Source organism: Kitasatospora sp. NPDC017646, assembly GCF_044329365.1.
GTDB lineage: Bacteria > Actinomycetota > Actinomycetes > Streptomycetales > Streptomycetaceae > Kitasatospora.
The window spans coordinates 14,347-35,099 of sequence record NZ_JBIRJC010000031.1; the positions used below are offsets into that span (position 1 = coordinate 14,347).

General features: G+C 71.3%; 13 protein-coding genes. 8 read left to right on the forward strand and 5 right to left on the reverse strand.

Annotated elements, in window-relative coordinates; genetic code table 11:
* Positions 1 to 117: 117 nt before the first annotated feature.
* Together ACH4J0_RS32400 and ACH4J0_RS32405 are read right to left on the reverse strand one after the other, a co-directional pair.
* Positions 118 to 1,479, reverse strand: coding sequence for a HAMP domain-containing sensor histidine kinase (locus tag ACH4J0_RS32400; RefSeq protein WP_240520904.1), 1,362 nt, complete (start codon positions 1,477 to 1,479; stop codon positions 118 to 120).
* A gap of 8 nt (positions 1,480 to 1,487) precedes the next feature.
* Positions 1,488 to 2,189 (reverse strand): response regulator transcription factor, encoded by a 702-nt coding sequence (locus ACH4J0_RS32405; protein ID WP_396244478.1) that lies wholly within the window; start codon positions 2,187 to 2,189, stop codon positions 1,488 to 1,490.
* Positions 2,190 to 2,268: 79 nt separating this feature from the next.
* On the opposite strand from ACH4J0_RS32405, the gene ACH4J0_RS32410 reads away from it, so the two are divergent.
* From ACH4J0_RS32410 to ACH4J0_RS32420, 3 genes are all read left to right on the forward strand, one after another.
* Positions 2,269 to 2,808, forward strand: a complete 540-nt coding sequence (locus ACH4J0_RS32410) for a hypothetical protein (RefSeq protein ID WP_396244481.1) — start codon at positions 2,269 to 2,271, stop codon at positions 2,806 to 2,808.
* A 326-nt stretch (positions 2,809 to 3,134) separates the two neighbouring features.
* Positions 3,135 to 4,040: a hypothetical protein gene (locus ACH4J0_RS32415; protein WP_396244482.1), complete on the forward strand. Its 906-nt coding sequence runs from the start codon at positions 3,135 to 3,137 to the stop codon at positions 4,038 to 4,040.
* 427 nt (positions 4,041 to 4,467) lie between these two features.
* Positions 4,468 to 5,718, forward strand: coding sequence for a ferric reductase-like transmembrane domain-containing protein (locus ACH4J0_RS32420; RefSeq protein WP_396244483.1), 1,251 nt, complete (start codon positions 4,468 to 4,470; stop codon positions 5,716 to 5,718).
* A gap of 404 nt (positions 5,719 to 6,122) precedes the next feature.
* Here ACH4J0_RS32420 and ACH4J0_RS32425 read toward each other — a convergent pair whose 3' ends face one another.
* From ACH4J0_RS32425 to ACH4J0_RS32435, 3 genes are all read right to left on the reverse strand, one after another.
* A complete protein-coding gene (locus ACH4J0_RS32425; protein ID WP_396244484.1) occupies positions 6,123 to 8,369 on the reverse strand; it encodes a UvrD-helicase domain-containing protein in 2,247 nt (748 codons plus the stop codon).
* The gene (locus ACH4J0_RS32430; protein WP_396244485.1) at positions 8,366 to 15,253 is read right to left on the reverse strand and encodes a DEAD/DEAH box helicase; all 6,888 of its coding nucleotides are present in this window, start codon (positions 15,251 to 15,253) and stop codon (positions 8,366 to 8,368) included. Before ACH4J0_RS32430 ends, ACH4J0_RS32425 begins: the two co-directional genes overlap by 4 nt.
* A 147-nt stretch (positions 15,254 to 15,400) precedes the next feature.
* A complete protein-coding gene (locus ACH4J0_RS32435; protein WP_396244486.1) occupies positions 15,401 to 15,847 on the reverse strand; it encodes an ATP-binding protein in 447 nt (148 codons plus the stop codon).
* 435 nt (positions 15,848 to 16,282) lie between these two features.
* Here ACH4J0_RS32435 and ACH4J0_RS32440 point away from each other — a divergent pair, with 435 nt between their 5' ends.
* The 5 genes from ACH4J0_RS32440 to ACH4J0_RS32460 all read left to right on the forward strand — a co-directional run bounded on the left by ACH4J0_RS32440 (position 16,283) and on the right by ACH4J0_RS32460 (position 20,735).
* Positions 16,283 to 17,923 (forward strand): alpha/beta hydrolase, encoded by a 1,641-nt coding sequence (locus ACH4J0_RS32440; RefSeq protein WP_396244487.1) that lies wholly within the window; start codon positions 16,283 to 16,285, stop codon positions 17,921 to 17,923.
* An 89-nt stretch (positions 17,924 to 18,012) separates the two neighbouring features.
* Complete coding sequence (locus ACH4J0_RS32445; RefSeq protein ID WP_396244489.1) at positions 18,013 to 18,420, forward strand: hypothetical protein; 408 nt, start codon at positions 18,013 to 18,015, stop codon at positions 18,418 to 18,420.
* A gap of 251 nt (positions 18,421 to 18,671) precedes the next feature.
* Complete coding sequence (locus ACH4J0_RS32450) at positions 18,672 to 19,574, forward strand: hypothetical protein (RefSeq protein ID WP_396244491.1); 903 nt, start codon at positions 18,672 to 18,674, stop codon at positions 19,572 to 19,574.
* Positions 19,575 to 19,650: 76 nt separating this feature from the next.
* Positions 19,651 to 20,526 carry a Scr1 family TA system antitoxin-like transcriptional regulator gene (locus ACH4J0_RS32455; RefSeq protein WP_396244493.1) on the forward strand — a complete coding sequence of 292 codons (876 nt, stop codon included), beginning with the start codon at positions 19,651 to 19,653 and terminating at the stop codon, positions 20,524 to 20,526.
* A complete protein-coding gene (locus tag ACH4J0_RS32460; protein WP_396244495.1) occupies positions 20,523 to 20,735 on the forward strand; it encodes a DUF397 domain-containing protein in 213 nt (70 codons plus the stop codon). Before ACH4J0_RS32455 ends, ACH4J0_RS32460 begins: the two co-directional genes overlap by 4 nt.
* The last annotated feature ends 18 nt before the right edge of the window (positions 20,736 to 20,753 follow it).

The window sequence follows — 20,753 nt, forward strand, 5'->3', positions numbered from 1 at the left end:
GCGCCCGCCCCCGCTACGAACGCAGTCGGCGCCCGACCCCGCAATGCACGCAGTGCTGGAACAGCGCCGTCGCGCCGGGCGCGACGGTCGGGCGCTCGGTCCGTCGTCGCGACCGCCTCATCGTCCCCGTGCCGCGCGGCGGCCGCCGCGCCGCCGCGCGGCCGGTGCCGCGTCGCTGCTCGTCCCGGTCGTCCGCGCGGCTCCCGCTCCACTGGGAAGCCAGATGTGAACCTGCGCCCCGCCGAGCGCGGAGCGCTCGATCCGCATTCCGCCGCCGGCCCCCTCGGCCATCCGGCGCACGATGTCCAGGCCCAGTCCGGTGGAGCCCTCCCGCCTGGTGCCCTGGCCGCGCCGCAGGGCGACCTCCGGCGCCGAGATCCCGGGGCCGGCATCGGCCACCAGAATGACCGCGGTGCCGTTACCCGCGTGCAGTGTCACCGAGAACTCCGTCCCCTCCCCGGTGTGACGGAAGACGTTCCCGAGCGCGGCGTCCACCGCAGCGGCGAACTCGGACTGTGCCACGGGGACCGGCACGGGCTCGCCCGGCCCGGAGAAGTGCCAGCGCCGCTCCTGGTCCTCGGCGAGCGCGGACCAGAAGGCCATGCGCTCGGCGAGCACGTCGGCGGCGTCGCACTCCGCCGCCTCCCGGCCCGCGCCTCCCGCCCGGGCCGTGTTGATGACCAGATCCACCTCCCGCTCCAGCCAGGCCACCACCTGTCGGGTCTGGTCCGCGACCGGTCCGCCGTCCAGCGCCGCGGCGTTGAGCCGCAACGCGGTGACCGGGGTGCGCAGCCGGTGTGACAGGTCCGCCGCGAACTCCCGTTCGGCGGTGATCATCTGCACCATTCGCCCGGCCATGGCGTTGAAGGCCAGGCCCACCTCGCGCAACTCGTAGGGGCCTTGGGCGTCGACCCGCACGTCGAGGTTCCCGGCGCCGAGCGTGCGTGCCGCCCCCGCCAGGTGACGGGTCGCGCCGACCAGCCGCGCCGCCAGCCGGTCGGCCACCAGGGAGGAGAGCGTGATCAGGACCACGGCCACTCCGCCCAGTACCGACCAGACGGTACCCAGCCCCCGGCGCAGGTCGCCGTCCAGCAGATAGACCTCGACCACCGCGACGCTCCCCGGGTCGAGCACCACGGGCTGGAGTACCGCATAGCCGCCCGCCACCCGAGCGGTGAAGGCGCGGCCCTGCCGGACGGCGGTGTCGAACTGTTCGCCGCCGGCGTGAGCGGTTCCGATCACCGCTCCGGACGGCAGGTGCACCGCGATCCGGCCGGCGGCGCCGACCGGGGTGCTGGCCAGGGCTCGGGTCAGTGCCACCTGGTCGGTGGTCACCACGAGGACCGGCTCGATCGCGGCTGCCTGGCGCTCGGCCTCGGCGAACGCCCGGTCCCTGGCGAACTCCCGAACCGTCAGGGCCAGCGGGATCAGGAACGCGAGCGCGACCATCGTGGCGACGGCGAACGCGAACCGCGCCAACGCCCCTCTCACGACCGGGAGACGGGGGAGTGGTCCGGCGGTGCCTCCAGCATGACCCCGACGCCGCGCACCGTGTGGAGGTAGCGCGGCGAGGCGGCACGTTCACCGAACTTGCGCCGCAGCCACGACAGGTGCACGTCGATGGTCTGGTCCTCGCCGTAGGGCTGCTGCCACACCTGCGCCAGCAGCTCGCGACGCGTCACGACCTCTCCCGGCCGAGCCGCAAGGCAGGCGAGCATGTCGAACTCCCTGCGGGCAAGCTCCAGTTGCCTGCCGTCCAGGCTCGCCTCCCGGCGTCGGACGTCGACCCTGAGACCACCCACCACCAGCGTCTCGGAGCGCTTGCCGCCACTCGTGCGGCGCAGCAGCGCGGCAAGCCGGGCGTTGAGGTACTCGCCGGAGAACGGCTTGGTCACGTAGTCGTCGGCGCCCTCGTGCAGCAGCTGGATGATTTCCGCCTCCTGGTCGCGGGCGGTGGCGATGAGGACCGGTACGTCGGACACGCTCCGCATCATCTTGAGCGCCTCGGCGCCGTCCAGATCGGGCAGGCCCAGGTCGAGGACGACGATGTCCGGGGGGTTCCGGGAGACCTCGCGCAGGGCCTCCAGCGCCGTGCCGACACTGCGGACCGTGTGGGAGGAGTTGGTGAGATCGCGGATGACGGCCCATTTGACGAACGGATCGTCCTCGACCAGGAGCACGCTTGCCATAATGCCCGTCACCGTACGCCACCCGTGGGCCAAGCCGCCACTGTTGGGACAATGCGCGAAGCCGGGCAATTATGGAGCCGTGCGCAACTGGACCTTGGCAATAGCGTGGCTCGTCGCCACCGTGGCCGCCGCCGCCGTGGGCTGGCTCGGCGTCAGCACGGTGATGCGCGAGGCGATCTTCGGCCCGCCGCAGGCGATGGCGATGCCCGACCGCGGCGGGGCTCACCCTGCGCCCTCGCCGCCTGCCGACCCGCCGACGGCGACTCGGCCCCCGAGCCCCCCGGCCAATCCGAGGACCGCCGCCGCGCCCGCGGCATCGGCGTCGACGCCCGCGCCCACGACGTCGGCTCCGACATCCGCACCTTCTCCACCTGCGGCTTCTCCGGCCGCGGCCGCGTCGGACGTCCGCGGTTACACGGTTCACGGCGGACAGGTCGCACTGGCACTCGGCGCGGACTCGGCCTCGCTCGTGTCGGCCACGCCCGCGTCCGGCTACGCGGTGAAGGTCTGGCGGGCCCAGGGGTGGCTGCGGGTGGACTTCACCAAGGACGGGAGCACCTCGTCGGTCTTCGCGACCTGGAACGGGCACCCGCCCATGGTGCAGACCTACGAGTCCTGACCGCGGGCCCCCGCTCCGCGGGACGGCCGACAGGTTCCTTCGTCGAACGCGGATGCCGCGGAGCGTGCCGGCCGGTGGCCCGGAAAGAATAACCGTTCCTTAGTTCTTCCTTAATCTCCGTGGTTTCCCTCGGAAAAGCCGCCTGATTAGAGTCGTGTCGGCCGGTGCGGCCGGCTCCGACTTCCCGGAGTCGAACTCCGATGCCACGAGCGGGAACGGCAGCCGGCCTGCCGCAGGGCTTCGCGGCGAGACCCCGCGTCCGCCGGGCCGATACGGCCACCGGCGTTGCCCGGAACGCGCCGTACGAACTCAGGACAGGAGCAGCGTTGTACGTCGAACACGGCACCGAGGCCTCCACACCGCCGGCGCACCTGCTTGAGCGGGTGGCTGTGAACACGGTCACGATCACCGCGCGGGAGGCCCGACTGCGCCTGCGCGCGGCCCAGACGGATCGACAGGCGCCGGCCCCGCACGCCGCCCCGACAGGGGCAGATCTGACGGAACGTCATCTCGGCCACGCGCGCCCCCAGCCGGAACGCGCCGTACCCGCCGTGCCCGCCGTCCCGGCGGGTCACCCCACCCGGCCGCATCGCCTCGAGCAGGAGCCGGTGGGCCACCGGGCCGCCCCGGAGCACCCCGGCTCGGGCCCGGGCGAGATCGGCGAACTCCGGCGCGCTCTCGGCACGGCACGGTCGGAAGCATTCCGGCTGCGCGACTGCCTCGCCGGGGTACAGGCGGATCTGGACGCGTCGCGACAGGAGACGGCCCGTGCCGTACAGCGGAACGACGAGCTCGGCCGGGACCTGCGGTCGAGCGAAGCCGAACGGCAACGGGCACTGGACCTGGCCGAGCGGGCGGACGCCCTGCGGGCTGCGGCAGAACGCGCCCGGGACGACGCGGAGCTTCGCGCGGCGCGGCTGTTCGCACACCGAGAGCAAGCGGAACAGGCCGCCCAGGCGGCTCTCGCGTGGGCCCACCAGACCCATATCGCCCGGGACGCCGCATGCGCCGACGCCGCCAGGTGCCAGCAGGAGGCTGCCGCGTTGGAGGTCATGGTCGCGGAACTGCGCGGCGTCGTGACCCTGCTGTCCGCTGAACGCGACGCGGCGCGCACCGAGGCGCAACGGGCGCTCGGACAGGTCGACCGCTGGACCTCGCACGCCCTGGAGATCCTCGCGGTTGCGCGCCCGCACGACTCCCGGCTGCCCGCCGTCCCGGATCACCTCCGGTAGCGCACCGCCGCGCACCGCACCCGTCCGGCCGCCGTCGCGTGGACCCCGGTGGCGTCCGGGGGTCAGCATCCTCGAACGGCCCGAAGGCCGACTTCGCTGCGGTCGCCGACACGGGCGCGACCCGACGCCTGGAAGGACCGCGCGCCGCAGCGCGGCGAGAACACACCCCCGTCACCGCGGTCCGGCGACCGTCCACCCCTCCCATCGCACCAAAGGCGCCCCACCGATGAGCACTTCCGGTCCCGTCACGTCACTCGCGCCTGCCCGGCCGCCCGCGACGGGCGCAGCCCATCACGCGGCCCATCACGCGGCCCATCACGCGGCCCGGCACGCGGCCCGGCACCGCGCTCGGGCCCTGAGCGCGACCGCTCCACCACGTCTCAGTCCACGGGCACTGGGCCGCGGCATCCTGACCGGTGCCTGCGTCGTGACCGGTGCGTGGGCCGTCCAGGCGATGCCGTCCACCCGGCTCGACGCCCTGCTGGCCACCGGCGCCCACCTGAGCGGGCTGCTCGCCGGATACGGCATGGTGGTGATGTTGCTGCTGATGGCGCGGGTGCCCGCCATCGAGCACGGCGTCGGCGCGGACGTGCTGGCCCGTTGGCACGCCCTCGGCGGCCGTTACGTCCTCACACTCGTCGGGGCGCACGTCCTGCTCGCCCTGCTGGGATTCACGGTCTACACCGGCACCGACGTGGTGTCCGCCGGCAGAGCCGTCCTCGGCTACCCCGCACTGGCCGCGGCCACCGCGGGCACCCTTCTGCTCCTCCTGGTCGGCGTGGTCTCCGCCAGGATCGTCCGCCACCGGGTCCGCCACGAGACCTGGCGGACCGTCCACCTGCTGACCTACCTGGCGGCCAGCCTCGCCTTCGCTCACGAGGTGGTCGGTCCGGACGTCTCGGGTTTGCCGATCCTCGCCTGGCTCTGGTCGTCGATCCACGCCCAGGTCGTGGTACTGCTGCTGTGGTACCGCTGCGTGGTGCCGATCCGCCAGACGCTGCGGCACCGCCTGCGAGTGGTGGACGTCCGCACCGAGGGGCCCGGGGTCGTCTCGGTGGTGATCGCCGGTGACCGCGTGAACGAACTCCACGCGCAGGCAGGACAGTTCTTCCGATGGCGCTTCCTCACCCGCCGACTGTGGGCCACGGCACTCCCGTTCTCACTGTCCGCCTCCCCACAGGCCGACACACTGCGCATCACGGTCAAGGCGTTGGGGGACCACACCCGCCGCGTGCGGCGGCTGCGCCCCGGGGTACGTGTCGTCGCCACCGGGCCGTTCGGGGCGATGACCGCTCACCGGCGCACCCGTCGCAAGGTGCTGCTCCTGGCGGGAGGGGTCGGAATCACCCCGATGCGAGCGCTCTTCGAGACGCTGCCCGGCGGGCCGGGTGACATCGTTCTCCTCTACCGCGCCAACAGCCCGGACGAACTGGTGCTACGTCACGAACTCGAAGCGATCGCCGTCGGGCGGCAGGCCGGCCTGCACTACCTGCTGGGCTCCTCGCTCGGGGAACACAACCCGCTCGCGCCCGCCCTGCTGAGCAGGCTCGTGCCCGATCTGGCCGAACGTGACGTCTTCCTCTGCGGACCACCGGGCATGACCACGGCCGCAGTCACGGCTCTGCAGAAGGCCGGGGTGCCGAAGAGCCGGATCCACTCCGAGACGTTCGCCTTCTGATCCGGCGCCGGTTCGCTGAGGGGTGCGGCAGCCCGTACGCGCTTCCTGACGTCCATCCCCGTCGAATTCCATCGCCCGAGCCGGTCCGATGCCGGAACGCCCGGGCCCGAAAGGTAACCCACGCACATGACGGCCACCGCACTCCATGCGCCGCCTCGCCCGCTCCGGATCCGCCGGCACAGGTTGAACACCGCCTGTGGCCTGGCCTGCGCGGGCCTGCTGACCGGGTCACTCCTGTTCACGGTGAGGCCGGCGGCGCCGCCCCCACCGGACCGAACCGCCCCGACGGTGCACCAGTCCGGTTACTCCGGCTCCGTCCATGAGCGCTGAGCCCGGGGTGGCGGAGGGGCCGGGCGGCAGCCCTGACGCGGAAACCGCCGACCGGCCCGGCGTCGTGAGGCGGCTCAGGACGCGAGAACGGGCTTCAGGAAGGGGCTCGGCTCGCCGTGCCAGAAGATGTCGACGCTGTCCCTGGCACGGGTCACCGCGACGAAGAGCAGCGAGCGGGCACGTTGCATCTCCCGACGGTACCGGGCGAGGTCCGTCCCCTTGAGGCGGTTCACGTTGTCACGCGGCACCAACCCGTCACGGACACCGGCGATGATCATCCGCTGGTACTCCAGGCCCTTGAACCTGAACATCGTGCCGATGTGGACACCGCTGCCGTTCCTGGGGCCGTCGGGGCCGATCTCCACGGCGGGGATTCCGTGCTGCGCCAGGGTGTAGGCGACCTCTCCCGCCATCTGATTGGTGGGGACACAGACGGCGATCTGTTCCAGGGGGATCCGTTCGTCCGGGCGGTCGCCCCAGGCCGCGACGTGTTCGGCGATGCCCGCCCGCTCCGCGTTCCAGTCGGGGTAGGGGTGCATCCGTGGAGCGGCGCCGTTGAGGACGGACCGGAAACCGGCCAAGGTCTCCTCACCGCCGTTGAGATCGTCGAAGGACTCCCCGGTGAGGACGTCCAGTGCCGAGCGCAGGATCTGGCGGGTTGTGCGGTAGCTGAGAGTGAGCTTCGACGAGCGGCCCCGGATGTGGATGCCCAGACTTCCGAGGGTCACCTGGTTCCGGTAGATGCGCTGGTGGGTGTCACCGACCAGGAAGATGTCGTCCTGGCCGCTCGGGACCATCGCCCGCAGCATCTTCCAGTGGGCCGGTCGCAGGTCCTGCGCCTCGTCGACCACGATGTGCCGGTACCGGTACCGCAACCAGCCGGCGGAGCCGTCCTGGAGGTGGATGTTGTCCAGACCGCCGGCCTCGTCGCGATGAGCCTCGATCGCGGCGATCCGCTGTTCGCGCTCCACCTCCAGTCGGGCCGCCCGCTCGGTCACCTGGTCCCACGTCTGCCGTCGGGAGCGGTCCAGGCGCTGGGTGAACCGCTCGGCGAGCTGCCAGATTTCGGCGCGCTCGGCACGACCGATGGTGCCGCGGCCGGCCCGGCGGGCCCTGAAGTAGTCCGCGCGCGATCCGATCACCTGCCCGAGGATCACCTGCGTCCACTCGTCGTGGAGGAACTCGGCGTCCCACGCGGTCTCTCCGAGTTCGTCCAGCAGCGCCTGCCACTCCCGCACGGCCTGGTTGTCGTCGATCGTCTGCTTGGAGTTGCCGGGCTCCGCCTCCCGGACGATCCGGAGGGCGAGCTGGTCGACGTGGCTGATGTCCACCCTGGCCAGCAGCTCCTCTCCGCCGAGTTCGAGCAGCCGCGAACGCAGGTCCGCAGCGAGGTTCTTGTTGTAGGTGGTGAGGAGGACGGGCTTGGTGTGTCCCGGAGGAAGCCGGTCGACCAGGTGCTTGACGCGGTGGAGGGCGACGATCGTCTTTCCCGTTCCCGGGCCGCCGCTCACCCGGGCGGGCCCGGAGTAGGTGCGTTCCACCAGCTTGGACTGGGTGGGGTGGAGGAAGACCTTCCACCGCCCGAAGTCGCCGCCCTTGAGGACCTCCTCCAGAGCCGCGTCGGAGGTGGTGACCATGGTGGCCGGCCGTTCGGCGGCGGCCTGGAAGTCCTCCGGGTCGACCGGTTCGGGGGCCGCGACCGGCGTCGTGACCTGGTCGAGGATGCTGTCGAAGTCCTTGCCGTCGACGATGGCCAGGAGCACTTCACCGGTGAGCTGCGGGGCGTACTCGACGAGACCGAGGAGCTGGTCCTCGGTGGTGAGCGTCCGGATGACGGGCAGGAGTGGTGCGGCGACCCCGAGGTCGCTCAGCTGGTCGTCGGACCACTCCGCGAAGAGCGCCCGGGGCGTGGTCGGTTCGACCGGCTGCGGAGCCGCCGCGGGCCGGGCCGGGGCGAGGCCGCGAAGGATGCTCTCCTCCACCACCTGGAGGTCGACGTACTCGATACCACCGGTGACGTGGTTGATCCCGTAGGCGAGCCGGTCGAGGTTCTCGTAGACGTCCTTGCGGTGCTTGACCGCGACGATCAGCCAGTCGTCGTCGGCCAGGCGCAGCAGCAGCGCACGATGGTCGTCGTTGACCCGGGCGGACCAGAGCCTGCTGTCGCCCTTGAGCTGCTGGAGCTTGAGGCCGGTCGCGTGGGGGTTCGCCTTGAACTTGTGCTGGAAGTCGTACAGGGCGCCCTTGACCGAGCGGGGGAGTTTGAGGATCTCCTTGTCCGCCTTGTCCAGCAGGCGAAGGGTGATTCCCGGGGTCTTCATCGCTCTGACTCTCCGTCGTTGGTCGTTCCGTCTCGTCGGTGTTGTGGTGCGGTGAGGGCGCCGCTCCGCGGGCCGAGCCGCTCGGCGAGTTCCCGGGCGTTCCAGCTCACGGCGGGGCGGACGTCCCATCCGGCGGCACGGAAGGCCTTGTCGCGGTCCTGGGCTTCGTAGTCCGGCTCTCCGTCGGACGCGCGCGGAGCGAGAACGACGCCGATCCGCTGTTCGGGCCAGGCGAGTTCGGCCTGCCAGCCGTTGCTGTCGAGCTCGTAGCCGTCCTTCGGGGTGGGGGCGCCGGCCTCGGCGAGGAGGTGTGCGAGTTCGGCGATTCCGGCTTCGTCCGGGTCGAGGAGCGCGATCACCCGGGTCCATGCGGCGTCGGGCCCGGGGGCCGGGACGGGGGCCGCGGGCGCAGGAACCGGAACCGGACCCTCAGCGGCGGCCTTCGGAGCCGGCGGTTGCTTCGCAGCGGTCTGTCGGGTCGTCGCCAGCCATCCCTGGCCGCCGCTCGGTGCAAGGACTTCGACGGAGAGGCCGCCGAGGAGGCCCGTCGTGATCTGGACGCAGTCACCGCCGCCGGGCTCCAGGAACTGGAGCAGGTTGGTCCAGAAAAGCCAGGAGCGCCAGCGCTGCTTGTGCGACACCTCGTCATCGTGGACGCGCTCACCGTCGTCGAGGACGGCGAGGGCGCTCCAGACCGGTGGTTTGCGGCGCCCGTCGGCCGTCAGGACCAGTCGCAGGCCCGAGCCGTCCGGAACGGTGACGACCTGCACCGGTCCTCGGGGACCGGCAGGTGCTCCGCCGTCGAGGGCCGCGCGGATCTGCGGTCCGACCGCTTCGACCGCCAGAGCTGCGGCGCGGGCCCCCGTGACTCCGGTCAGCCCTGCTGCGGCGGCCTCCGCGCGCCACTGCCACCGGGTGGCATCCGGCGATCGCAGGTAGGCGAGCAGCAGGTTCGCCGGGTTGATCCACACGGTCTCGGAGAGTTCACCGGGGAGGCCGCCGCGAACGTTGGCGTAGTACTTCCGTGCCCTCTCCTCCCCGTCACCGCCCGACCCGTAGAGCCGCCGGACCGGAGCGGTCGGGCCGCCGCCGGCGTGGCCGTGGTCGGTGACGCGGCGACGCCAGTCCTTGACGTCGAAGTAGGTGAGCTGGAACACGCGCAGGCCGTCCGCCCGGAGCCGGGCGCGCTTCACGGCGTCGTCCGCCAGTCGGTTGTGCCGCGGGCCGGCGTGGTACTCGTAGCCGTCGAGGTAGACCGCGAGGCGTGGACCCGGGGCGTCGAGCCGTTCGAAGAGGACGTCCGGGCGGGTGCCGTCCAGAGCCCTTTGCTGGGAGACCCGCCAGCTCACGGTGGAGCCGTCGTCGCCGGTCAGGCGGAGTTCGAGGGAGTACGTCCCGGCAGAGGTCGTGTAGGCGTCCGCGCTCGCTCGTGACTCGGGCAACCGCGCCCAGTCCCTGAGGGTGTCGACGAACATGATTTCGAGATCGCTCTCGGCCTGCTGCTCCAGTGAGATGTGGCGCGTGGTCGCGACCGGCGACGTCCGCCAGCGTTCCCCGTCCGCACCGAGCAGGTCGTCGAGCATCTGACGGACCTCGCTCCGGCTGACCTTGTCGTAGTCCGTCGCCGGTACGCGGCGCAGCAGGCAGCGGTGACAGCCGTCCTGACCCTTCTCCCGGCAGGGACAGCTCTCGATGACGTCGCGAGCCCTGAGCAGGACGTCCTTGAACCCTTCCGCCGAGGCCAGCCGGTGCAGGTAGCCGGTGCCGCCCGGGAGGCGGTCGTAGACGACCAGGAAGCGCTGGGGCCAGTCGGAGACACTGCCGTCGGGCATGGAGGCGGGCGCGATGTCGATGTGGTCCGGATCGCCGCCGTAGCGTGCGGCTATGCCGACGAACAGCGCCGCGGCGAAGGACGCCAAGCGCTCCTTCGCACGCGCCACGGACGCGGGCAGCAGGATCCGCACGGCCTCGGTGGTCAACTCGTGGGCGAGCAGCAGGGGTACGTCCTGCGGCTCGGCCCGGCCGGATCCGGCGGGCTGCTGCGCCCTGCGGCGGGGGCACCAGAGCAGGTGATGGGCGCCGGCCCTGGAGGGAGCGCTCAGGGACTGGGTGAGGGCGTCGGCCGGGGCGTCGACGACGGGACGGCCGTCGGCCGTCGCACCTCCGCAACTCGTGCAGACGAAGAACGGGTTGAGACGGACGTCCTCACCGGCGACGGGTACGGTGCTGCTGCCGTCCTGGCGGTCGACGCCCAGGTTGAGCGTCCGCACGACGGCACGGCGGGCGAAGTCCACCCCGAAGGTCGCCTTGTCGTGGCGCCATGAGCCGGGGGCGAGCTGGTCCGGGTCGATGTCGACGGCGGTGAGGACCGAGTAGCGTCGACGCTCCCGCTCGTCCCTGTCGTCGCGGACCCGGGCGTCGTCCCGCTTGTCGCGGGCCACCACCTGCCGCGGCTGCAGCACGTACTGCACGCACCCGGCGTCCGCGATCGCACGGCTGCCGCAGCGCGGGCACGGGTCGGTGTCGGTGAGCGCGTTCTCGGTGCGGACGAATCCGCAGGACGGGCAGAGCCGCCAGACGGACCAGGCCCGTCGATCGGGGCTGCCGATGTCCAGGGCGCGCACCACGTGCCGGTAGCCGTTGACGTAGAAGCTGCTGCCGGGCGCGAGTTCGGTGAGGGCGAGCCGACGGGAGCGGTCGTAGCTGCGGACCTCGCTGCGGTAGACCCGGGGAGTCCCGTTCGCCGAGTCCCCCGGGGTCGCGGTGGACCCGTCCGGCTCGGACGGGTCCTCCCGCCAGTAGAGGGTGGCTTCGAGCTTGGTGGTCGTGTCGGCGAGGCTGTAGTTCGGCAGGAGTCCGAGCTCGACCAGCGTGCCGTGGGCGCTCGCCCGGTTCAGCGTGCCCAGGAGATCGGCGGTGCTGCGCAGTTCGGCGCGCAGTTCCCGCCGTTCGCGGTCCTGTTCCGGGTCGGTCGGTACCAGGGCGTCGACGGCCGTGTTGATGGCCGCGAGGCGTCGCTTCAGCTCCTCGCGGCGGAGGACCCAGGCTTCCTCGGCCTCCTGTAGGCAGCGGGCGATGCCACCGGTGGCGTAGGACCGCAACTCGTCGGCAGCATGGTCGGATACGCCGGCGTCGTCGTCCCGGCCGGTGCCGCGCGGGAAGAGTGCCAGGAACTCCTCCACCAGGGCCTTTCCGTGGGTGAGCGCCGCGTCGGCCAGATCCTGGCACCAGCCGGTGGTGCCGAACAGTGCCGACACCAGCCTGGGCACAGGCGGCAGTTGCTCACCGTCGGCCGTGGTCAGCTTCCCTGCGGCGGCCAGGTCGAGCAGCCGTGCCGTGTACTGGCGGCGGAGGATTTCGACGGCCGACAGGTAGCAGCCCGGCGGCACGATGTCGCCGGCGATCATCTCGCGCGGATCGTCGAGGTAGTACAGGTCGCGGGCCCTGCGGCCGCCGAACGCGACGACGAGCGCGTTGCCGGTCTTCCTGCCCGCGCGGCCCGCCCGCTGGACGTAGTTCGCCGGCCCGGCGGGCAGGGAGCCGAGCAGGACGGCGGACAGGTCACCGATGTCGATGCCGAGTTCGAGTGTCGGCGTGCAGGACAGCACGTTGGGGTCGGTGTAGTGCGTGCCGGAGCGGAACGCCCGCTCGACCCGCTCCCGCTCGGGGCGGGTGAGCATGCCGGTGTGTTCGGCGGTGACCACGCGGAAGGTGCCGCCGGTCAGGTACAGACGCCGGTAGTAGTCGTCGGTGTAGTCGCGTTCCTGGACGCCGCCGAAGCCGGACGTGGTGCCACCGGTGCGGGAGGCGCCGTACCGGGGCGGGGTCAGGAATCCCTTGCAGCGGTAGCGCGGGCACGGGTGCCCGTACCAGCGGGTGCGCCGCTCGGGCGGCACGACCTGCTGCCAGCCGCAGTCATCGCAGCTGACGAAGGCCTTGTTGACGATCGAGTCGCTGAGCAGCCGGACTTCGATGTGTCCCGGCTGCAGTCCGTAGACACGCGTGCTGCGGTCCTGTGCCGTGCGGACGGCCAGGACCTGTTCGGCGGCGAGCACGGGAAGCAGGCGGTGCAGGTACTCGGTGGCACCGGCGGAGTCCAGCCCGAGGCACCGCCTGGTCCAGTCCTGGTACCAGCCTCCGCGGCCCGACACCGTGTCGAAGTGGGACTTGTCCTTCTGCCCGTCGAGCAGGAACCGGGGCGGTGCCATCCCGTCGGGGAAGGCCGGCATGCCGTCGGGACGGCCGCCCCAGATCTTGAACCGGGTGACGCCCGCGTCCTTCATCCACGGCTCCAGCCAGCGGTGCCGCACCCCGCCGCGCTGTCGCAGGCGTTCCAGCAGGCCGCGCACGTAGGCGACGTAGCGCTCCGAGGTCGGCATCGAGTCGGCGGTGATCAGCTGTCCGGGCAGGGCGAGGTACAGGTCACGGGCGAGAGCGGCGACGCGTTCGGGGTCCTCAAGAACGACCTCGGCGGCGGCCGTGCGGGTGAGCTCCAGGGTGCGCCCTAGCCTGGAGCGGAGGCCGAACTCCATGACGGTGGCGAACGCCAGCCGCTCGCCGATCAGCTTCCAGGTGCGGGCGTCACCGGTGCCGCGTCCGGACAGCAGCCGGTCCACGCCGGCCTCGTCGTGCAGGTCGGGCGGGACGACGGCGACGAGCGTGCCGGGGTCGTCCACCGAGTCCAGGACGTTCCCGATCAGGTCGTTCAGCGGAAGCGGTGCACCGGAGTCCTCCAGGTTGTGCGCCAGCAGCGACCGGAGGGAGAACCTGTAGGAGGCGTTGGCGATGTACCCGGCCCGGTGGGCCGCGTCCTGGGTCGAGTCGTTGAAGACCAGGGTCTTGCGCTCTTCGGGGACGAGGGCGATGTCGCCACCGGTGAACAGCTGGGTGACGGTCGCCGAGGCGAGCGCCGCCAGAGCCGTGCCGAGGAAGCGGATGCCGTTGTCGGTGTTGCACGCCGGGCAGCGGTCGTCCACGGCCGCCTTGTCGGCGGTCTTCTTGTCCAGGACGGCCAGGGCGAACCAGGCGTCGAGCAGGTCGCCGTCGTCGGCGGCGACCGGCATGCGGTAGGTGCCCTGCGCCCCGTCGAGCACGACGACGGAGAGCGGGTCGACCCCGCCGCTCGCCGGCCGGGAGCCGGTGAGGGCGGCGAGCGCCTCATGCTTCTCCGCCCGGGTGGCGGAGATGAAGTAGCGGATGCGCCGCTTGTCCCGCCCGAGGCCCGCCCGCCAGATCTTGTCGTGGGCCATCACCAACCGCTGTGGATCGGCTTCCGGGGAGAGCGCGGCCCACCCGGAACGCCCGCAGTTGCGGCAGTAGACGGCCGGAAGGTGCACCTGGGCCGGGCGGACGGCGGTGTCCGAGCCGGGCAGCGCCGCGGGCCGCTGCGATCCGCTCGACGGCCGGCCGCCGGACGAGGATTCGCCGTCCTCGCCGTCCACCGGCAGGGCCGCGGCCGCACTCCGGCGGGTGGCCGTCCGGTCGTCCTCGTACCAGCGGAACTCCGGTGCGCCGCCGAGGCCGCGCAGCACCCTGGTCACCGGCCGGACCCACAGGTGGGCCTCCACTTGCAACAGCGGGCGCGGCCGTCGCTCGTCGGAATCCGGGTCCCGCGCGGCGGACAGCAGCGCGACGAAGCGCGAGAGCGCCTGGAGGACGAGCCGGGGGTTCTCCCGCGCGGTACGGCCCCAGGCGTAGCCGAAGCGGGCCAAGCGGTCGCGCAGACCCCACTCGTCGAGCGGCTCGCCGTTGAGCAGGGTCAGGACCCCGTGGGTGAAGTCGTGGCGCCGGAGCAGCCGGCCGACCTGGAAGGCGTCGAGCCCCTCCCGCCCCAGCATGCGGACCACGAGGCCGTTCAGGTCCAGCAGTTTGGGATTCGACTCCACACCCGGGCCACCCGAAGCGGTGATGACCTCCTGCGGGGTCGGAGGCTCGGGCAGCTCGTAGTCCACCGCACCGGTGAACTCCTCGGCCGTCATCCGCTCCTCGCCGATCAGCGTGTCCGGCGTGAACGGCATCCCGAACACCTGGGATGCCACATCGAGGATGCCGCCGGCCTGCGCGCCGGGGCGGCCTTCACCGAGGGTCGCCGAGGTGGCCACCGGGCAGATCGACCCGAGCGGGCTGCCCGGACGGGTGGCCCCGACGACGGCGGCCAGCCGCCGCAGCAGCATGGCGACGTCGGTGCCCTGCGCCCCGTCGTAGGTGTGGAACTCGTCCAGGACCACGTGGGTGATCTCGGCTCCCTCCCACAGGGGGCGGTCCTCGCCGCGCTGGAGGAGCAGGTCGAGCATCTTGTAGTTGGTGATCAGCACGTCCGGCGGTGAGACCCGCATCTCCTCACGACGCGTCATCACCCGCCGGAAGTCGGTGTCCGGGCGGTCGCCGATGTAGAGCCCGGCCGTGACCTCCGCCAGTTCAGGCTGCGCCAGGTAGTCCCCGATACGGCCTGCCTGGTCGGTCGCCAGGGCGTTCATCGGGTACAGCAGGACGGCCTTGACCCCTCGTCGGCCGCGCGCCTTCTCCCGGCGGCAGTGGTCGAGCACGGGGACGAGGAATGACTCGGTCTTGCCCGAGCCGGTTCCCGTCGTCACCAGCGTCGGCCGGGCCGGGCCGCGCAGGGTGCTCAGCCGCTCCCACGCCTTGGCCTGGTGCCGGTACGGCGGGAATCCGGGCTGCCACTCCAGGTGCCGCTGCCAGCCCTCGTCCGCGAGGTGGAACGGCGTCCTGATCCGCAGGTAGGGCCCGCGGAAGATCCCGGTCTCCGGGTGACCGAGGAAGCGTTCCAGTGCGCCGCGGGTGTCCTCGTCGGCGAGGGCGTACGTCGTTGTGAGGTACTGCGTCAGACTGCCGCGCAGCTGCGCGGCGGCCAGGGTGGGCCTCACGGCGGACTCCTTCGACGTGCGCTTTCACGGCGTGTGGATCACTGGAGCACACCGTATAGTGCGGCACCGACCTGTCGGGGCCGGTTCCCGGCAGTCGGTTGCCCAAAGGTGACCATGGGCCGGACAGTTGCCCGCGCGCGTGAAGGCTCAGCGCAGGCACTCCGCCCAGACGGTCTTGCCCGGGGCCGCCGGACGCGGGGAGGTGCCCCAGCGATCGGCGAGGGCGGCGACGAGGAGCAGGCCGCGACCGGACTCGGCGTCGTCCGCCGGCGTGGGGAGGATGGCCGGGGGCGTCCGCTCGGCGCGGGTGTCGGACACCTTGACGCGCAGCGTGTCGGGGTGCTCGGCGAGCCGGACGGCGAAGTCCCGTCCGGGGACGCGGCCGTGGCGGACGGCATTGGCGGCGAGTTCGGCGGTGATCAGGCTCAGGGTGTCGTTGAGCGGGGAGTCGTAGCCGTACCCCCAGTCGTCGAGCCGGTGGGAGACGAGCCGGCGGGCGAGCCGGGCGCCGCGCGGCGTGGAGCTGAACCGCATGGCGAACTCCCGGAGCGGAGCGGCCGCTGCGGTGGAACTCGGGCTTTGCAGGGAGGTCATGGCCAGGAGCGTGCCGGGCGTGGAGGGCCGGTGACCAGCGGCGACGTGCGTACGGCCGTGCCCTGTACGGCGGTCGGGCGGCGGTGTACGCGCGAGAGACAGCTGTTGTCCGCACGGCGGGGAAGCGGTGCGGAGTTCTCGCCCAACCGTTGGGGAGCCTCGTCCTTCCTGCCCTCGTCCCGCTGCTCGGCCGTCACCCGATCGACATCGGACCAAAACGATCAATGATCCGTTAAAGTCCGTAATCAAATGATCTAGGAGCCGGGCAGTAGCCGGGCGCGAACCAACCGCCGGGGGGCGAACGTGACAGATCCTGATGTGGCCTTGGAGTTCGGGGTCCACCCGGTCGAAGTGGACGGCTGCGGACAGAGCGCGTCGGCCGAGCTCGGCGCGGGCTCAGTGAGGTCCTCCAGCGCGAAGGCGGCCGAGTAAGCGGTGGACATCAAGACGCTCTACGACGCCGACATCAACGACATCACCATCGCCAAGAACGCCTTCGACAAGCTCTACTCGGCCTTCGGCCAGCACATCGAGTCCTGGCAGCACGAGGTCGTGGACCGGTTGGCCAACTCGCAGTGGACCGGCACCGCCTCCGACCACGCCCAAGCACGGATCCGTTTTCTCGGCACCGAACTCCAGTCCGCGCACAGTGAACTCGACTTCGTCGGCAAGGCGCTCGCCAAGGCCGCCGAACAGTTCGCCCTGGCGCAGTCCCACTTGGTGTACGCCCTCGACGATGCCAAGGACGCGAAGCTCACTGTGGCCCCGGACGGCGGTATCACGTGGGACAAGGATCCGGCATCCCCGACCTACGCGGGTGCCGGTGCCGAGACGACGGCGATCGCCATCAGCAACCGCATCACCGCGGCGCTCAACGAAGCGGCCCAGGCGGACCAGGAGATCAGCGCACGCCTGAACCACTTCGCGACCAACGCGAGCAACGGCACCGGCCTGGACGCCGCCACGGTGGCGAAGGACCAGGCCGCCGAGACAGGGCGCGAGCAGGTACCCGCCCCCGGCACTGACCCGAACAGCGTCAAGCAGTGGTGGAACGGCCTCACCGACTCCGAGCGGCAGAAGTTCATCAACGACCACCCCGACCAGGTCGGCAACCTCGACGGCGTCCCCGCCACCGCCCGCGACCAGGCCAACCGCATCAACATGAAGCGTGCCAAGCAGGACCTCCAGAGCCAACTCGACGGCCTCGGCCCCGAGCCGAAGAAGTACCTGAGCGTCGCCGAGACCAACGGCGGGCCCGTGGAGAACCCCGACTACGACGAATGGCAACGCAAGCACCAGGACCTGAAGGAGAAGCTCGCCTCGATCGCCGACATCGAAAGCCGGCTGAGCGGTGACAAGCTGAGGACACGCGGCGAACCGGCCTTCCTCATGGGCTTCGACACCAAGGGCAAGGGCCGGGCGATCATCTCCGTCAACAACCCCGACACGGCCGACAACGTCGTGACCTTCGTGCCCGGCACCCACGCCAGGTTCGCCACGGCCATCGGCGACGTGGACAAGGCGGACGAGATGGTGAGGGCCGCGAAGGAATCGGACCCCGGCAGCCCCAAGACAACGGCCGCCATCGCCTGGGTCGGCTACGACGCCCCCCAGAGCCTCTACCCCGAAGCGTCGTCGGACTCGTACGCCGAGAACGCGGAGAAGGACCTGGCCCGCTTCCAGACCGCCCTGCGCACGACCCACGAGGGCAACCCCTCGCACAACACCCTCATGGGTCACAGCTACGGAACCGTCGCCGTCGGCTTCACCATGCGCGACCACAAACTCCCGGTGGACGACGTGATCCTGGTAGGCAGCCCCGGCGTCGGCGTCGACCACGCCAAGGACCTGAACATCGACCCGTCCCACGTCTACGTAGCCAGGGGCAGCGAGGACACGATGATCAAACACGTGGCGAGCACCGGCCTGGCCTTCGGGCTGGACCCCGTGGACAACGACTTCGGAGCCCGACACCTCCCGGCCGGCAGTACCGACCACTCGCACTACTGGCTGCCGGGCAGCGTATCCGTCAAGGCGTTCGGCGCCGTGATCGCAGGCAATGGGGTCGGCCAGTGAGACGGCACCGGACGATCGCGCTAACGGTGGCCGCCGGCCTGCTGTTGACGGTCGCAGCATGCAGCAAGGACTCCGACGGTGCCCCGACCATGACGCAGGCGCAGGCGAAGCAGCAGACCGCGGACTACGTGGGGCAGGCCCTCGCCGCCCTGCCCCAACCGGTCACCACGGCCAGCGAGCGGGAGAACGGCACCAACTGCTTCAAGAACGACGCCCCTTCGGAGTACGACGGGCGGGTCGTCGCAGTCACCGAGAAGCGGCTCTCCGGCATTCCGACGGACCGCCAGGCCGAGTACGTCGACCACCTCCGGACCCGGATCGAAGCCATGGGCTTCAAACGGGACGACTCCGGAGCCCTCCGGACATCCGTCCACTTCACGAACCCGACCAACGAGTTCACCGGGTCCATCGACGGCATCGGCAGCTCGTACGGGACACTCGTGATCGGCTTCTCCTCCCCCTGCGTGTGGCCCAACGGCACCAGACCCCCGCAGTGAGCGACGTTCGCCCGGCCCTTCGCGCCACCCCGCGCGAAGGGCCGTCCACAGCAGGCTGAGGGCTGGACAGGAACTCGCGGGTCAGGGCTCGACCAACCGTCGTGGATGCTCATCGCTCGTCGGGGCGGCGAATCACGGATTCGGGGAGCGGGAGTTCGTCACCGCGTGCTACCGTCCGGCTACAGATCAATAGGTGACCCCGGCGGTGCTACGAACACCCCGGGGTCGGGCACAGGGAGTTGGACCTCCTCATGCACGTGCACTTTATCGCGCCCGAACGCTACGTGCGGGCGTCACACGAGATCGTCCGCCACCCGCGCCTGCGGGCCACGGCGAAGACCCTGCTGCTCTGGGCGCTGTCGCTGCCGCCCGGCAGTCGGGACACCATCCTCACCATCGGCAAGCGGATGCCCGAGGGGCGTACGGCCGTTGCCGGTGCGCGGGCCCAGCTGATCGAGGAGGGCTTCCTCCATGTCCGGCGCTCCCAGCACCCGACGAAGGGGACGTGGACGACCCGCGTCCTCGTCAGCAGCGTGCCGCTGACGGAGGCGGACGAGATCGAGGCGGCGTGGCGCGGTTCGGTCCGAAACCCGGCACTCGGTGAGGGGGAGGGCCGGGAGCTCGGCACTTCCCCCAAGGGGGAGAAGAACGAGGGGAACACCTCCTCCCGCGACGCGGCGACGGGGGCGGTGGAGGGGGACGACGGCGGCGGGGAGGCCACGGCAGCTGCGGCCGGGCTTCTCGGGCGTCTGACGGCCAGGGACCGGCGGCTGCGGTTGGGGATGGTCGAAGTGCTCGACCTCGCACCGCTGGTGGCGGACTGGCTCGCCCGCGACCCGGACGTGGGGCGGCTGCGGGATGCGCTGTTGGGCGGCCTCCCCTCGCATGTGCTCGCACCGGCGGGCTTCGTGCGAGCGCGCCTGGAGCGGGGGATGCCGGTGGCGGCGGTCGCGGACGGCGTGCTTGCCGGTGGAGTGGGGGAATGCGCTCGCTGCGCCGACCCGGTGGCGGGCGGGGGCACCATCTGCCGTCGGTGCGCGGGAGTCGCACCTCCGGAGCTCCGGCCGGATGCGGCCGCTGTTGCACGCAACCGGCGAGGCGCGGAACGTGCGCGCAGCCTGCTGCGGGGCGTGGTGGGGGCAGCTGCGGCGTAGCAGGGGTGAATTCGCTGGATTCCGGACCCGTCGGCCGGTTGCGTTCCGTATCGTCTTGGTAGCCGATCGTATGCGAATGCCTGGTGGTGTCCGTGGGATCGGCGATGCCGTTGAGGGTGGTGGGTCGGAGGTGGCCGACGTGGCGGAACAGGACGACGGGGCGGGCTTCCTGCGCTCTTTCGGGCGGCAGCTGAAGCTCCTGCGGGAGCGCGAGGGGCTGAGCCGGGCCCAGTTGGGTGCACGGCTGGGGTACGGCGAGGACCAGATCGCCTCGGTGGAGCTCGGCCGGCGGATCCCCCGGCTGGAGCTGATCGAGAAGGCGGACCAGGAGCTGAACGCGGGCGGCGTCCTGATCGCGATGAAGGACGAGGTCGCCCGGGCCCGGTACCCCGCGTTCTTCCGGGACGCCGCCAAGTTGGAGGCCGAGGCGGTGGAGTTGCAGTCATACGACATCCATGTGGTGAACGGCCTGCTTCAGACGGAGGAGTACATGCGGGCGCTGCTCGCGATGCGCAGGCCCCTGTTGGAAGAGAGCGTCATTGAGCAGCGAGTGGCTGCTCGCCTGGCTCGGCAGGAACTGTTCGCATGTCGGATCTCTCCTCTGATGAGCTTTGTCATGGAGGAGTCCGTGCTGCTTCGGCGACTTGGTGGAACGGCCGTCATGCGTGGCCAGTTGGAGCAGATCCTGCTGGCGGGACAGAGACGCAACGTCGAGGCGCAGGTCATGCCCCTCGATCGTGAGGACAACGCGGGCATCGACGGCGGCTTCACCCTCTTCACCCGCAAGGGCGGCGAACAGATCGGTTACATGGAGACGCAGGGACATAGCACACTGGTCACTGATCGCGAGGAGGTCCGTGCTCTCGGGTCGCGCCATGGGATCATCCGAGCACAGGCGCTGACTCCTCGTGAGTCACTGGCTTACATCGAAAAGTTGCTGGGAGAGCTATGAACGCCGACGAGCGCACCACGACATCGCAGGCTTTGGCCTGGTTCAAGAGCAGTCACAGTGGCGCGGAAGGCGGTCAGTGTGTGGAGGTGGCCGTGACGGATGCGGCCGTCCACGTGCGCGACTCGAAGGACCCGGCCGGGCCGGTCCTCCGTATCGAACCGGCCGGTTGGGCGGCGTTCATCCGGTTCGCTGCCGCGAGTCAGGTCTGACCACGAGCAGACGGCGCG